General features: G+C 70.3%; 10 protein-coding genes. 7 read left to right on the top strand and 3 right to left on the bottom strand.

Going from position 1 to position 14969, the window contains the following annotated elements:
• Positions 1–4: 4 nt before the first annotated feature.
• The 6 genes from argB to argC are packed head-to-tail and all read left to right on the top strand — an operon-like array spanning position 5 to position 6678.
• Positions 5–931, top strand: coding sequence for an acetylglutamate kinase (argB, locus tag G4D86_RS41175; protein ID WP_163999843.1), 927 nt, complete (start codon positions 5–7; stop codon positions 929–931).
• On the top strand, positions 928–1989 hold the full coding sequence (locus G4D86_RS41170) for a M20/M25/M40 family metallo-hydrolase (protein WP_163999841.1): 1062 nt from the start codon (positions 928–930) through the stop codon (positions 1987–1989). The genes argB and G4D86_RS41170 overlap by 4 nt, the downstream gene beginning before the upstream one ends.
• Entirely contained in the window at positions 1982–3331 is a 1350-nt protein-coding gene (gene argH, locus G4D86_RS41165) for an argininosuccinate lyase (protein ID WP_163999839.1), read from the top strand. Before G4D86_RS41170 ends, argH begins: the two co-directional genes overlap by 8 nt.
• A gap of 26 nt (positions 3332–3357) precedes the next feature.
• The gene (gene argG / locus G4D86_RS41160) at positions 3358–4551 is read left to right on the top strand and encodes an argininosuccinate synthase (RefSeq protein ID WP_163999837.1); all 1194 of its coding nucleotides are present in this window, start codon (positions 3358–3360) and stop codon (positions 4549–4551) included.
• 1 nt (position 4552) lies between these two features.
• The gene (locus G4D86_RS41155) at positions 4553–5614 is read left to right on the top strand and encodes a DUF1611 domain-containing protein (RefSeq protein WP_163999835.1); all 1062 of its coding nucleotides are present in this window, start codon (positions 4553–4555) and stop codon (positions 5612–5614) included.
• Entirely contained in the window at positions 5611–6678 is a 1068-nt protein-coding gene (gene argC / locus G4D86_RS41150; protein WP_163999834.1) for an N-acetyl-gamma-glutamyl-phosphate reductase, read from the top strand. The genes G4D86_RS41155 and argC overlap by 4 nt, the downstream gene beginning before the upstream one ends.
• Before the next feature lie 7 nt (positions 6679–6685).
• Here argC and G4D86_RS41145 read toward each other — a convergent pair whose 3' ends face one another.
• Positions 6686–8356, bottom strand: a complete 1671-nt coding sequence (locus G4D86_RS41145; RefSeq protein ID WP_163999832.1) for a ChaN family lipoprotein — start codon at positions 8354–8356, stop codon at positions 6686–6688.
• A 198-nt stretch (positions 8357–8554) separates the two neighbouring features.
• Here G4D86_RS41145 and G4D86_RS41140 point away from each other — a divergent pair, with 198 nt between their 5' ends.
• Positions 8555–9613, top strand: a complete 1059-nt coding sequence (locus tag G4D86_RS41140; protein ID WP_163999830.1) for a family 43 glycosylhydrolase — start codon at positions 8555–8557, stop codon at positions 9611–9613.
• 3 nt (positions 9614–9616) lie between these two features.
• Here G4D86_RS41140 and G4D86_RS41135 read toward each other — a convergent pair whose 3' ends face one another.
• Both G4D86_RS41135 and G4D86_RS41130 read right to left on the bottom strand, forming a co-directional pair.
• Positions 9617–11251 carry a CBM96 family carbohydrate-binding protein gene (locus G4D86_RS41135; RefSeq protein ID WP_163999828.1) on the bottom strand — a complete coding sequence of 545 codons (1635 nt, stop codon included), beginning with the start codon at positions 11249–11251 and terminating at the stop codon, positions 9617–9619.
• A gap of 145 nt (positions 11252–11396) precedes the next feature.
• Entirely contained in the window at positions 11397–14822 is a 3426-nt protein-coding gene (locus G4D86_RS41130) for an Ig-like domain-containing protein (protein WP_163999826.1), read from the bottom strand.
• Positions 14823–14969 lie beyond the last annotated feature (147 nt).

Raw genomic sequence — 14969 nt, 5'->3', positions numbered from 1 at the left:
CCCCGTGCCCCTGTCTCCCGATCCGTACTCCGCGCTCCGCCACGCCGCGCGCTACGTGCAGCAGTTCCGCCGCAAGACGTTCGTCGTGAAGCTCGGCGGCGCCATGCTGAGCGACCCGAAGCTGCGCCGCTCCGCGTGCGAGCAGATTGCCCTGCTGTGGACCTTCTCCATCCGCCCCGTCGTGGTGCACGGCGGCGGTCCGGAGCTGGACATGCTGTGTGACGCCCTCCACCTGCCCATCGAGAAGGTGGCGGGCCGCCGCGTCACCTCCGCGCCCGTGCTGGACGCGGCGAAGATGGTGCTCGCGGGCAAGCTGCACACGGACCTCTTGGCGGACCTGCAGGCGGCGGGCGTGCCCGCGGTGGGCCTGAGCGGCGTGGACGCCGGCCTCATCAAGGCGCGCAAGCGTCCTCCCGTCATGGTGACCGAGCCCGGCGCCACCGAGGGGAGGCTCGTCGACTACGGCCTCGTCGGTGACATCGAGTCGGTGGACACGCGCGTGGTGGAGCACCTGCGCTCGGCGGACTACGTCCCGGTGGTGGCGCCCCTGTCGGGCGGGGCGGACGGCGCCGTGTACAACACCAACGCGGACACGGTGGCCGCGGCGCTCTCGGTGGCGCTGTCGGCGGAGAAGCTCTTCTTCCTCGTCCAGGTGCCGGGTCTGCTCAAGGACCTGAACGACCCGACGTCGCTCGTCACGCTGGCCAACCTCACGGACCTGGCCACCATGGAGAACACGGGCGCCATCTCCGGCGGCATGCGGCCCAAGGCGCACGCCATCCGGCACGCGCTCGTCGGCGGCGTGGGCAGCGTGCACCTCGTCAGCGGAGTGCTGCCCAACGCGCTCCTGGAGGAGGTCTTCACCAACGAGGGCAGCGGCACCATGGTGGTGCGCGAGTCCGCGCCGAAGTCTGCCGGGGCCGCGGGATGAAGGCGGCGGAGCTGCTCCAGGCGCTGGTGGCCATCCCCAGCGTGTCGGGTGACGAGGGCCGCATCGCGGACACCGTGTCCGCGTGGGCCGAGGGCTGGGGCGCGCGCGTCCAGCGGAAGGGCCACAACGTGTGGTTCTCCGTCGGGAGCGGGCCGCGCCGGTTGCTCGTCAACTCGCACCTGGACACGGTGAAGCCGTGCGCCGGGTGGACGTACGCGCCGCACGCGCCCGAGTGGCGCGAGGACCGGCTGTACGGCCTGGGCAGCAATGACGCCAAGGGCTGCGTGGCGGGGATGCTCCTCACCGCCCGCGCCCTGCTGCAGGAGGGAGCACCCACCGGAGGCGAAGTCGTCTTCGCCTTCACCGCCGAGGAAGAGACTGGAGGCCAGGGACTGGGAACGATGCTGTCCGAGCTGGGGCCGCTGGACGCGGCGATTGTCGGCGAGCCCACGGGGCTCAAGCCCTGCACCGCGCAACGCGGGATGCTCCTCTTGCGCTGCACCGCGCACGGCAAGAGCGGCCACGTGGCGCACGCGCACAGCACTCCGGCCCTCAACGCCATCCACCTGGCGGCGGTGGACATCTCCGTCCTGTCGGAGCTGCGCTTCCCTGCGCACCCGCTGCTGGGCGAGGCCCGCGCACAGGTGACGCAGATCAGTGGCGGGCTGGCGCGCAACCAGGTGCCGGACAAGTGCGAGTTCTTCGTGGACCTGCGCACCACGCCGGCCATGGACCATGCGACGGTGGCGAAGCAGGTGGCCGGCGCGCTGAAGAGCGAGGTGCAGGTGCACTCGGCGCGCTACCTGCCGAAGGCGACGGGGGCGCAGCAGCCCATCGTCCGAGCCGCGGTGGCGGCGTCGGGCGCGGAGCCGGTGGGCTCCAGCACCACGTCCGACTGGGCCTTCCTGGGCGACCTTCCGGCGGTGAAGGTGGGCCCGGGCGACACCCTGCGCAGCCACCAGGCGGACGAGTACCTCACCCGGGCGGAGCTCGAAGCGGGCGCCGCCTTCTACACGCGCCTGGTGCGCGGCTACTTCGAGGAGGTGGCCCGTGGCTGACACGCTGTGGGGAAAGGGCACGCCGCTGGACGCGGCCATCCACCGCTTCACCGTGGGCAATGACCCGGTGACGGACCTCGCGCTGGCGCCTCACGACGCGCTCGGCAGCGCCGCGCACGCGCGGATGCTGGCGCACGTGGGCCTCTTGCGCGACGACGAGGCGAAGACGCTGGTGGCGGCCCTCAAGGTGCTGCACGACGAGGCGCGTGCCGGTGCGTTCGCCATCCGCCCGGAACAGGAAGACGGCCACACCGCGCTGGAGGCGGCGCTCGTGGAGCGCGCGGGCGAGCCCGGCAAGCGCATCCACCTGGGGCGCTCGCGCAACGACCAGGTACAGCTCGCCATGCGCCTGCTCCTTCGCGAGGAGGTGCTCGCCATGGGCGCGCGCGCCGTGGAGCTGGCCGGGACGTTCCTGGACTTCGCCCAGGCGCACGCGGCCGTGGCCCTGCCCGGCTACACGCACCTGCGCCGAGCGATGCCGTCCACCTTCGGCCTGTGGGGCATGGCCTTCGCGGAGGGACTGCTGGAGGAGCTGGAGGCGCTGCGCGGCGTGTGGGCGCGGCTGGACCGCTGCCCGCTCGGCGCGGCGGCGGGCTTCGGCGTGCCGCTGCCCATCGACCGGGAGTACGTCGCCCAGCTGCTCGGCTTCAGCCGGGTACAGCGCAGCCCCATCGACGTGCAGAACAGCCGGGGCCGGCACGAGTCGGCGGTGCTGGGCTGGGCCTGCTCGGTGGCGGGGACGCTGGAGAAGTGGCTGTGGGACGTGCAGCTCTACAGCATGGACGAGTTCGGCTTCCTCGCGCTGCCGGACGCGTTCACCACCGGCTCGTCCATCATGCCGCAGAAGAAGAACCCGGACGTGGTGGAGCTGGCGCGCGCGCGTTGCCGCGAGCTGCGCGGAATCACGCACCAGGTGGAGGCGGTGGCCGGCGGCCTGCCGTCCAGCTACCACCGCGACTTCCAGTTGCTGAAGTCGCCCACCCTGGCGGCGCTGACGTCCATGAAGGACCTGCTGGACGTGCTCGCCCGCCTGGTGCCCGTGCTCCAGGTGAAGGCCGAAGCGGCCGCTCGCGCCAGTGACGACTCGCTGTACGCGGCGCACCACGCCTACGCGCTGGTGGCCCGGGGCCTGCCCTTCCGCGACGCCTACCGCCAGGTGGGACGAGAAATCGCGGACGGAACGTTCCATCCGGACCGCGGGGCGCTGACTGCCACGCACCTGGGCGGCGCCGGAAACCTGGGCCTGCCGCAGGCCCGTGAAGAGCTGGCCGCCGCGCGCGCCTGGCTCGATGACACCCACCGCGCCGTGGCCTCCGCCACCGCGCGCGTGTGGGCGCTGTGAACCCCTTCCCCGTGAGGAGTGACGACATGAGCAAGAAGAACGTGGTGCTGGCCTTCTCCGGCGGACTCGATACCGCTTTCTGCACCGTCTACCTGCGCGAGCAGGGTTACAGCGTGACCACCGTCACCGTGGACACCGGCGGCTTCCCGCCCGAGCAGCTCGCCAGCATCGCCGCGCTGTCCGCGAAGCTGGGCGCGGTGGCACACCACACGGTGGACGCGCGCGACACCCTCTTCCAGGGCTACCTGCGCTACCTCATCGCCGGCAACGTGCTGCGCGGCCAGGTCTACCCGCTGAGCGTCTCCGCGGAGCGTGCCTGCCAGGCGGTGGAAGCCGTCCGCATGGCGCGCGAGCTGGGCGCACAGTCGATTGCCCACGGCAGCACCGGCGCCGGCAACGACCAGGTGCGCTTCGACGTGGCCTTCCGCTCGCTGGCGCCGGAGCTGGAGCTGCTCACGCCCATCCGCACGCTGGGCCTGAGCCGGCAGCAGGAGCTGTCCTTCCTCGCCGAGCGCGGCGTCCACATGCCGCCGAAGCTGGGCTCCTACTCCGTCAACGAGGGCATGTGGGGCACGTCCGTGGGCGGCCGCGAGACGCTGGACTCGTGGAGCGCGCTGCCCGAGGCGGCCTTCCCCGGCGGGCAGATTCCCACGGACTTGAAGCCCCGCACGCTCAACATCTCCTTCGAGCAGGGCGTTCCTTCCGCGCTCGACGGCGAGAAGCTGTCGCCCGTGAAGCTGGTGGAGGCGCTCAACGCGCTGGGGCGCACCTACGGCATCGGCCGCGGCGTGCACCTGGGTGACACGATTCTGGGCATCAAGGGCCGCGTGGGCTTCGAGGCCCCGGCGGCGCACATGCTCATCACCGCGCACCGCGAGCTGGAGAAGCTGGTGCTCTCCGGCAAGCAGCTCTTCTGGAAGGAGTCGATGGGCAACCTCTACGGCTCGCTGCTGCACGAGGGCCACTTCTTCGACCCGCTGGTGAAGGACCTGGAGGCGTTCCTCACCTCCTCGCAGGACCGCGTGACGGGCGAGGTGCGGCTGGTGCTGCACCCCAGGACGCTGGTGGTGGAAGGCGTGAAGTCGCCGCACTCGCTGATGGACGCGAAGGTGGCGACGTACGGGGAAGCAAACGTGCTGTGGACGGGTTCTGAAGCCGCTGGATTCGCCAAGCTGTACGGCGTCGCGCAGATGCTCTCTCACCGGGCCAAGGGAGGTTGAAATGAAGGTCTTCGTCGACAAGGTGGGCAGCGTCACCCGGAACCTGGGCCTGGGCCGCACGGTGCATCTGGCTCCGGAAGTGAAGGCCGAGGAGGGCGCGGTGGTCGCCGTGCGCATCCACGGCGAGAAGAGCGTCTACAACCAGCTCGAGGACCCGCACGGCCGCCTGGTCACCCTGCACGCGGGTGACATCGTCGTGGGCGCCCTGGGGCACCGCAACGCGCTGCACGGCTACGAGGGCGTGGTGCCCGAGTCCGTCACCGTGGGCCAGCGCCTGCACGTGCTCAACATGGGCGGCGTCATCGGCAAGTGCACCTCGCACAACCCCGGCGTGGGCACGCCCTTCGAGGCGGAAGTGCTGGGCCAGGTGCTGGAGTTCCCGGAGCTGATGTCGCGCACCGGGCAGCCGGCGCACGTCACCTCGGGCGCGCTCAAGGGCACGTCCACCCCGGTGAAGTGCCCGGTGGTCTTCGTCGTCGGCACCTGCATGAACGCGGGCAAGACGTACGCGGCCAGCGCCATGGTGCGCACGCTCGCGCAGGCGGGCTTCCGCGTGGGCGGGGCGAAGCTGACGGGTGTGTCGCTGATGCGCGACACGCTGAGCATGCAGGACTCCGGCGCGGACGTGGTCATGGACTTCACCGACGCGGGCGTCGTGTGCACGGGCCCTCGCACGGGGGCGCGCGTGGCGCGGGTGCTCTTCTCCGAGCTGGCGGCGGAGAACGTGGACGTCATCGTCGCGGAGACGGGCGACGGCATCATGGGTGAGTACGGCGTGCAGGGCATCCTCGCGGACGCGGAGCTGCGCAGCCTGGCGGGCGCGTGGGTGCTGTGCGCGAACGACCCGGTGGGAGCGGCCGGCGGCGTGCGGCACCTGCGCGAGACGTACGGCATCGACGTGGACATGGTGGCCGGGCCCGCCACGGACAACGCGGTGGGCGTGCGCTTCGTGGAGCAGGTGGTGGGGATTCCCGCCCGCAACGCCCGAGCGAATGCGGCGGCGCTGGGTGGGCTCATCCTGGAGAAGCTCGCGCCCAAGCTGGGCGCGGGGAGGAAGTCATGACGCGGGCGAACATCTACATCCTGGGGGCCTCCGGTTTCGGCGGGGGCGAGCTGCTGCGAATCCTCTCCGCACACCCGGCGGTGGCGGGCATCCGCGTGGTGTCGCGGCACCATGCGGGCGAGCCCATCCACAAGGTGCACCCGCACCTGCGCGGGCTGGTGGACGGCCGCTTCGAGGCGGAGCCGGACTGGCGCTGGCTGTCGGACTCGCAGCAGCCGGTGGTGTTCAGCGCGCTGGGGCACGGCGAGCTGGCGAAGCAGTTCGCCAACATCGAGAAGCAGTGGGCCGAGGCGGGCATCGCCGAGCGCGTGCTGCTGGTGGACCTGTCCTCCGACTTCCGGCTGGACCACCCGGGCCGCTACGCGGGCGCCTACGGCCGGCCCCACCCGTCTCCGGATTTGCTGGGCACCTTCACCTACGGCCTCACCGAGTGGAAGCGCGACGAAATCAAGACGGCGAAGCGCATCGCCAACCCGGGCTGCTTCGCCACGGCGGTGCAGCTCGCGCTGCTGCCGATCGCGGCCACGCCGGGCCTGGGGCTGCTGGCGGTGTCGGGCGTGACGGGCTCGTCCGGCTCCGGCTCGCTGCCGGGCGAGGGCACGCACCACCCGACGCGTGCGCATGACTTCCGCGCGTACAAGCCGCTGGAGCACCAGCACGAGGCGGAGGTGGAGGTCATGCTGGTGGCGCACGGCGCGCAGCGGCACCGGCTGGCGTTCGTGCCGCACTCGGCGCCCATGGTGCGCGGCATCTTCGCCACCGTGCAGTTCGAGTGGCCGGAGCACGGCGGCGCGGTGGTGACGCAGTCGCTGACGGACAAGTTCCGCCGCTACTACGAAGGCTCGAAGTTCGTCCGCATCGTCGAGGGCACGCCGCGCGTGGCCGCGGTGACGGGCAGCAACTTCTGCGACATCTCCGTGGCCACCAAGGGCCGCTCGGTGGCAGTCATGGCCGCGCTGGACAACCTGGTGAAGGGCATGGCCGGCCAGGCCGTGCAGAACTTCAACGTGGCCCTCGGTCTGCCCGAGGACACGGCCCTGCGCCAGGCGGCCTGCTACCCGTAGGGACGCCTCACTCTCGGGGCGCGGCCGGAGCAGCCGGCTGCGCCCCGGGCCCCGCGGGCTGAGCGGGCGCCGCAGGCTGCTCGGGCGCGGCCGGCGACGGAGGCTGCACGGAAGTCCCGGGTGCCGCGGGCTGCGTGGAAGCGGCGGGCTGCGCCGGGGCCGCGGGCTCCGTGGCGGGCGAAGGTGGCTCGTGCCCGCGCAGCGCAATCGAGGGCAGCGAGGCGGACAGCGCCCCCACGTCCAGGAAGCCGTGGAACCCCTCGTCGTCCATTTCCGGCAGCATCCGGATGCCCACGGGCGTCTCCGGGCGAATCTCCACGCGAGGTCCCGGGGTGATGCCCATGACGTTGCACTCCATCTCGCCATCCGGCATCAGGTCGCAGCCCCACCGCCGACCCTGGGCGTAGCCCACCTCGAGAATCTTCAAGTCGCGGACGACCTCGACCAGGTGCTTCGACATGGGAACGAAGTCCTCGTTCCAGTCCGCGTCCGCCACCAGTCGCGTGTGCGCATTGCCTGCGAGCACCAGGAAGACGTCCTTGGGACGCGCGCTATGTGAGTTGAGCACCGCCCGCGCCATGCGGGCATCGCGCGCGCTCCCGTGGTCCGTGTCCGTGTCGAAGGCCACCACGGAGACGGAACGCCCGGCGGCGCGCAGGGCCCGGGCCCGGTCGATGAGGTCCATCACCGCGCGACTGCCACGGCCGTCCTGCTGGAGCTTGCGCCAGAAGTTTCCGCTCAGCAGCGCGTCCTGGTCCGCGGGGCCTCCCTTGCTCTTCAGGTACGTGTCGATGCGCTCCTGCTCCTTCGTCGGAATGGCGAGCCCCACCGTGACGCCGAGCCCCGCCTGCGCGGCCTCGCACGCGAGGTCTCCCACGGTGGCGGGCACCTCACGCGTGCCGAGCTGCTCGCCGATGAGCACCATCTGCCCCGGGCGCAGCATCGGCTGGACCCCGCCGACCTTCCGCGCACAGGGCTCCTGCACCTCCTGCCGCCAGCGCTTGAGATAGAAGGACGGGTCTCTCGCGAACGAATCATCACGCGTGAGGCGCAGCGTGCCCGTGAGCGTCTCCAGCGAGGGACGCGACTCCAGCCGCAGGGTGAGGTCCCGCTCCAGCTTCAAGTCGCGGGTGCCCTTCACGGCGCCGTCCAGCTCCACCCACGGCGCGGTATCTCGCTCCCGCTGGGCGAGGTCCACGGGGGCTCCCCGGGCCCGGAAGCTCTGTTCGAACTGCTCCATCACCAGGTGTTTCTGGACGATTTCACCCGTCTTGCCGTCGTAGCGAATCTCCGCGTCGTTGGCGAAGGCCACCCGCTTCATCCGGAAGATGCGCACGACGGACTGCCGCGCGGCGAGCGGCTCGCCGACCACCAGGTACCGGGTGTGGTCGCCGTCGCTCTGGTAGCCCCACGACTTCCCTCCAAGCTGCGCGGACTTCCACTCGGTCAGGAGGTACTTCGGGTCATCCATGGGCTTCAGCACCCAGCCATTCTCGGCCAGCAGCTTCGTGGCCTCGGCCAGGGCCCGCTCCACGGGCATCATGAAGACGTGCTCGTAGCGGGGCGTCTCCAGCTCGGGCTCTTCGACGGACGCGGCCGCCGCCACGCCCTCGGCGGGACGGGCACTCCTCGCACAGCCAGCCAGGAGCAAAACGAGACCTACCAGGGCTCGGCGCATCCGCGGTGCCTCTCTCTTCCGTTCGGTGGGTGCGACTGGAACGTCCAGCCCCCCGGAAGATATCGGACCCGGCCGGTCCTCCTACGTCGGCGGCCCGAAGGGACGACAGCTGGGTCCACCGCGCGACGGATACTCCTGGACTAACATGTCATCCTGGCAAAACCTGTTCCTCGCACACACCCCATGGAGGATGGCCGCATGGTCGGGATTCCAGGAGCCCCGAGGTTCAGCCTGCTCACCCTGCTCACCGTCGCGACGCTGGCGCTGCACGCCCTGCCCGCGCGCGCCGCGAGCGTGGTCATCAAGAACGACATCGGAAGATGGAAGGACACCAGCGGCGTCGAAGTCACCGCCGAGTCCGGCTACGTGACGAAGTTCGGCGGCCTCTACTGGTGGTACGGGCGGCAGGGGTTGGGTTCGAAGGTCCGCGCCTACTCTTCCACGAACCTGGTGGACTGGAAGAACGAGGGCGTCGTCGCGGACTTCGGCGGCGGCGCGGCCTGCCGTCCCGTGGTGTTCTTCAACGAGACCAGCGGGAAGTACGTGCTCATCGTGGGACTGGCCGCGGGCACGCGCCCGCAGCTGGTGTTCTCCACAGCCACGGGGCCCAAGGGGCCATTCACCGAGGTGAACCGCATTCCCGAGCCGACGGGCTCCACCATGGGCGACCTGGGCGGCTTCAAGAACGACGATGGCGAGGCCTACGTCGTCTACAACTCCGACCGCACCGAGAACAACTCGACGGTGGTCATCTCCCGGCTGACGAAGAGCACGTACACGAGCTTCTCCGTCCCGGAGCTGCACGTCGCCAATCACATCCATGGCAACAAGCGCGAGGCCTTCCACGTCATCAAGAACCCCGCGAACAACATGTTCTATCTCTTCTCATCCAAGACGGCGGGATGGAATCCGAGCGCGACGATGTACAAGGTCTCCCGCTACCTCTACAACTTCCCCACCACGGGCGGGAACTCCGGCTTCAATGATGGGTGGAGCGTGGTGGAGACGTCGCCGGCCTCTGCCAATTCCTTCCAGACGCAGCACGACATGGCGCTGCGGATTCAAGGGACGGCGAGCGGCTCCATGTTCATGTACATCGGGGACCGCTGGCCTGACTACGCGGACCCCGGTGTCTACACGGCCAGCGGGGGTGAGAAGGCATGGTTCCCGCTGACCTTCGACGCGGACGGCGTGCCCCGCATCCATGGCGAGGCCCAATGGACGCTGGACCTCGACACGGCCACGTGGAGCCCCTGAGCCCTACCGGCCCGTCCAGGTGGGGGCCACCCAGGCCACAGGCCCGGTGCTGCCCTCGCGATACACGAGCAGGAAGAAGTACCTGCTCGTGCTGTCGTTGACCGTCGGGTTCCAGGTGACGGACGCCTGCGGCGTCGCGGGGGTGTGGGCCACCACGAGGTCGCCATTGTCCTTGCGGATTTCAAGCTTCGAGATGCGCTGCCCCGCGTCGGAGTCGCTGGCGGTGATGGCGAAGTTGAACGTGGAGGGGCTGCTCAGCGTGGAGCCCATGATGGCGCCGTTGACCTTGTATTGAATCTGGATGTTGTCATCCAGCGCGGCATAGGTCCGGCGGTTGCGCATCGCGTCCAGGATGGCCGCCTTCGTGCGGGCGGTGGCGACGACGAAGGTGCGCGACGTGTGGCGGGTGATGCCCCAGAAGCCGTGGTTGTCATTGCCGCACACGGGCGACACCTTCCAGCCCCTCTGCAGCGCCGCGAGCCACGCGTCGTAGTGGATGGAGTCGTTGGAGTTGATGACCTCCAGCATGGTGATGACGTCGGTGATGGCGTCGTCCCGGTAGGCGAAGCTGTTGTAGCTGCCCGTGCTCGGGTGGTTGAACGTGGCCAGGGCGCCCGACTGGGTCTTCAGCCACGTGTAGAGCTGCTGGATGCCCACGCCCGACTCCAGCGCGTCCAGATACGCGGGGCTGTTGATGACGTTGATGTGCCCCGTGCCGTCCGGACCGTTGTTCTCCGAGTGCTCGTAGCCCCAGAGCCCCACGTAGCCGGAGGTGGTCGCGTCGGTGGCCTGCTGCTTCGTCGCCACCCACGCGGCGTTGGTCGCGCTGGTGGGCTCGAAGGCGACCTCCTGCGAGTGGTCGGTGGTGACGTAGAAGTCGTAGCCCGTCGCCTTCGCCAGGGCGTGGTGCTCCGAGGGCGGGCCATTGCGCGTCGGGTCTCCGCTGGTGACCTGCTCACCGTGCGACGAGGTGAAGCTGGTGTGCGAGTGCGTGTTGCCCCGGTAGGCCTGATACGTCGTCACGCCCGTGTCGTAGCTCACGACGAGCGTCGGCAGGGTGCTGCCCTCGCTCGACACGAAGTTCGTGTCGCCGGCGTACGCGCTGTCGAGGCCGATGGTGAAGCTGCCATTGCCGGTGATGTGCGTGCTGACGTCCCAGACCGAGACCTGCCCGGAGGTGTGGCTGGAGACGGTGGAGAGCGCGGTGCCCATGGGCAGCCGCGTGTTCCAGGTGATGGCGGTCTCGCTCCAGCTCGTGCTCGCCACCGCATGGGCGGTAATCGCCCTGCCCGTCCCGGTGGTCGTCGAGCTCACCTGGAGCTGCGCGGAGATGTTCGTCGCGCCCGCTGGAAGGCCGGTGACGTCGAACTGGAGGTAGGCCCACTTGCTGTAGCCCGCCTGGTTGGAGACCTGCAGCTGGTTCAGCGTGCCGAAGTTGGAGGCAGGCACTGCCTCCTTGACCATCGCGTCCTTCACCGGCGTGAAGGTGAGCGCGGCCAGCGACGCGTCCAGCTCCACGCCCTCCCGCGCGGGCCGGGAGAAGATGACCGAGGCCGCGTCCGCCACCGACGACACGGTGAGCGCGAGCCCCAGCAGGACGACACGGGATGCAGCAAGACAGCGATTCGAATCATTCATGCGCCGGGGCATACACAAACCGGCTCTCACGGCGCAAGAAGACAAAGCCGCTTTTCAAGCAAATTGAGACATACCTGAAGCTTTCCAGGATGGACGCTGCACGCCCCATGTTCCGGGCGTGCAGCGCACCGGGCTCAGTGCTGTCTCAGTGGACGCGCCCGGCCGGCAGGTTGGAGCGGACGGGGAAGCCCGGAACGGCGGCGGTGTTCCACCGTGCGGGCGCGAGCAGCGACTCGCCGACCTGGTCCTTCGACGCCGTCAGGGACGCAGGCACGCCACACACCAGGGCGTTCAGGTCCTGCCCGCGCCGGCCCAGGTCGTTGAACACGCGAGGTTGCCCGGTGACGGGGTCCGGCGTGGGCGCATTGGCGACCAGGAACGGCGAGAGGAAGGCGGGCGAGCCCTGGGAGCGGAAGCCGACGTGGAGGAAGAAGGTCTGCGTCTCTCCCGCGTGGCAGCCATTGCAGGTGTTGAGCGAGAACTTGTGCCGCGCCTGCGGGTCCACCCCGGGAGCGTTCCAGAAGAAGTTGAACGGGGTGAGCGCCGAGCCCCAGAGGAAGGGCTGCCCCTGGAAGAACTCGGGCACTACGTGCGTCTCCGTGAGGATGGAAGCCTGGTTCTGGTTGATGTAGTCCGCCACCAGCGACGAGCCGTTCATGAAGAAGAGAGGCGTGAGCGCCACGTGCGCTGGGGCCAGCCCCGCGGGCCCGAAGTGGAACTCGCGCAGCTCCCACTCCGGGTCCAGCGTGTTCTCGTTGGTGCGCACCTGGCTGATGGCGCTGCCCATGAAGCGTCCCGAGGCCACGAAGGACTTCGTGAAGCGGTCCGTCAGCGCCTGGAGCTTCGCGTTGTAGTTCGGATGCGTCAGCCCGAGCCGGCCCAGTTCGTGCCAGTCGCGCGACCAGCGCTGGAACTCCTCGGGGCCGCCACCGGGCAGCGTGTATTCGAGGATGACGGTGAAGGGCATCGGGTTGCCGCCCGGGTCCGTCACTCCGAACACGAAGCGGCCCTCGCCCGCGTGCGAGCCCTCGTGCCGCAGGTCCATGCGGTTGACGATGGCGAGCAGCCGGAACGGCGCGGTGCTGAAGTCCAGCGGAGCACTGGCGCCGCCGCTGCGCGCGTCCCACGCGTCCAGCACCACGGCCCCGATGTCGGGACGGGCCGGCACGAAGGTGGCGCCGATGAACTGGTCTTGCTGCCAGGTCTTCAGCCAGTTGCGCACCAGCTCGGACGGGTCCCTTCCGCCGTTCATCGCCCGCATCAGCGCGCCGAACGTCCACGCGCCGGAGCCGGTGGTGCGCACCGGGTCCTCCACCACGGACAGGTCGGTGATGAGCAACTCCTCGAACGGGTCCACCTGGCAGACCGCCGGGCCGCAGGCGGTGGTGGACTCGCAGCCATTGGCCTCCAGGCCATCGCAGTCGAAGGTGCCCACCACGCAGCCCAGGCCGCAGGTGCCCGCGCCGCACACGGCGGTGGCGGACGGAGCCCCGCCGCACGTGGTTCCGCACGCGCCGCAGTTCGCCTCGTCGGTCATCAGGGCGGCCTCGCAGCCATTGGCCGGGTTGCCATCACAGTCCTCGAAGCCCACGGGGCAGTCCGCCTCGAAGGACACGCACGAGGAGCGGTTGCCCGCGGCGTCGAGGGCCACCGCGAACATCGTCGTCGCGAGCTGCGGCTGTGACAGGGACAGCAGTGCGAAGCCACTCCCGTCCGCCTGCGCCACGCCGGCTGGAGACGCCGCCAGGGTGCAGGCCGCGTCGGTGAACACGGCCACCTTCCCTCGCGGCTCCGTCTGGGCGCGCACCTGCCCGGCGACGGGAGGCGCGTCGAGCGGGATGTAGCCCGTGAGGAAGGTCGGCGGCACGGGCGCCACGGTGTCGTGCCAGTAGGTAGCGACGGAGGAACAGATGGAGATGTTGCCCACCGCGTCCACCGCGCGGGCGAAGAAGACCGTCGACGTGTTGGCGGTCACCGTCACGGAGGCGGTGAAGGCGCCCGTCGAGGCATCCGCCGTGGTGGTGGTCACCATGGGCGCCGTGCACCCGCTGCCACGGAAGACCTGGACGGACGCGCTCCGCTCGGCGGTGCCGCGCAACTGCGGCGTCAGGGACACCCCGGGCGAGGCCGGGGTGAAGCCCGTCAGCGTGGGTGCCGGGGGCGCCAGGGAGTCATGCCGGTAGCTGATGCTCGCCGAGCACGCGGACGCATTGCCGGCGGCATCCAGCGCGTTGGCGGTGAAGGTGGACGTGGTGTTGGCCGTCACCGTGCGCGTCGAGGAAAAGGAGCCGTCCGTCGCGGCCGTCACCGTGGCCAGCACCGTGCCCCCACAGGCCGTGCCCGAGAAGATGCGCACCCGGGCGCCCGCCTCGGCGGTGCCCACGAGGACGGGCTGGGTGCTGGTGGACGGCGAGGCCGGGGTGAAGCCCGTCAGCGACGGCGCCGCCGGCACGACGTTGTCATGCAGGTAGCTCAGCGCCGCCGAGCACACGGACACGTTCCCCGCGGCATCCGTGGACGTGGCGGTGAAGGTGGACGTGGTGTTCAGGGCCACCGTGCGCGTGGAGGAGAAGGTGCCGTTGGCCGCGGCCGTCACCGTGGCCACCGCCGTGCCCGCGCAGGCGCTGCCGGAGAAGATGCGCACGGTGGAGCTCGCCTCCGCCGTGCCGGCCAGCACCGGCTGGGTGCTGTTGGAGGGCGAGGCCGGAGTGAAGCCCGTCAGCGACGGCGCGGAGGGCGCCACGCCATCGTGCAGGTAGCCGAGCGACGCCGAGCACGCGGACACGTTGCCCGCCGCGTCGGTCGCGGTGGCCGTGAAGGTGGACGTCGCATTGAGCGTCACGGTGCGGGTCGACGAGAACGTCCCGCTCGCGCTCGCTGTCACGGTGGCCACCGCCGTGCCCGAGCATGAGGCCCCCGAGAAGATGCGCACGGTGGCGCTCGCCTCGGCGGTGCCGGACAGCACGGGCTGCGTGTTGCTGGACGGCGAGGCCGGCGCGAAGCCCGTCAGCACCGGGGCGGCCGGTGGCTGGGTGTCCTCGGGGCACCGGAAGAGCTCGAGCTTGCCGATGGAGACCGTCTCGATGCCGGTGCTGCGGCCGTCGTTGTCGTCCGTCACGTGGAGCCGGTACTTGCTGTAGGTGCCCGGCGTGGCCACGGTGTACTCGCGCCGCTCGACGGCGGCCCAGCCGGCCTCGTTGCCGCGCGTATCCAGGACGACCCAGGCGGTGCCATTCCAGCCCTCGAACGTCCAGGTCCTGGGCGCGCGCGACGTGAGCGAGCCGTTCACGAACCGGATGGCGTAGTGGGTGACGCGCTTCGCGCCATCCGCCCACTCGTAGCCAATCCAGGCGGGCGTCACCCCCACCTGCGAGAGCCACATGGACGGCGCCGCATCGTTGCTGTCGAAGGCCAACCACGCCTCGTAGCTCGAGCCCAGGATTCCCGAGCGCGTCACGCTGCCGGAAGGCAGCGACGGGCTGGTCATCAGGGGCACCAGGCTGGCCCCACAGTTGAGCGCCTGGGTGGTGGCGGCCAGGGGACTCTCCGGCCGCGACTCGGGGACAGACACTTCTTCTCCCTGGCATCCAGACAAGGACGCCAGGAGCAGGGCGCCGGAAACAAAGGCACCCCGGATGGATGTAACGGCTTGCATGTGGTGAACCCCCTCTGAAACGCGAATGACGCGTGTTCAGTACCAACAGGGGTCCATCAGGCT

The sequence above is a fragment of the Pyxidicoccus caerfyrddinensis genome (genome assembly GCF_010894405.1).
GTDB lineage: Bacteria > Myxococcota > Myxococcia > Myxococcales > Myxococcaceae > Myxococcus > Myxococcus caerfyrddinensis.
The sequence above is the reverse complement of the archived record's forward strand: the minus strand, read 5'-3'. Positions and strand labels throughout refer to the sequence as shown.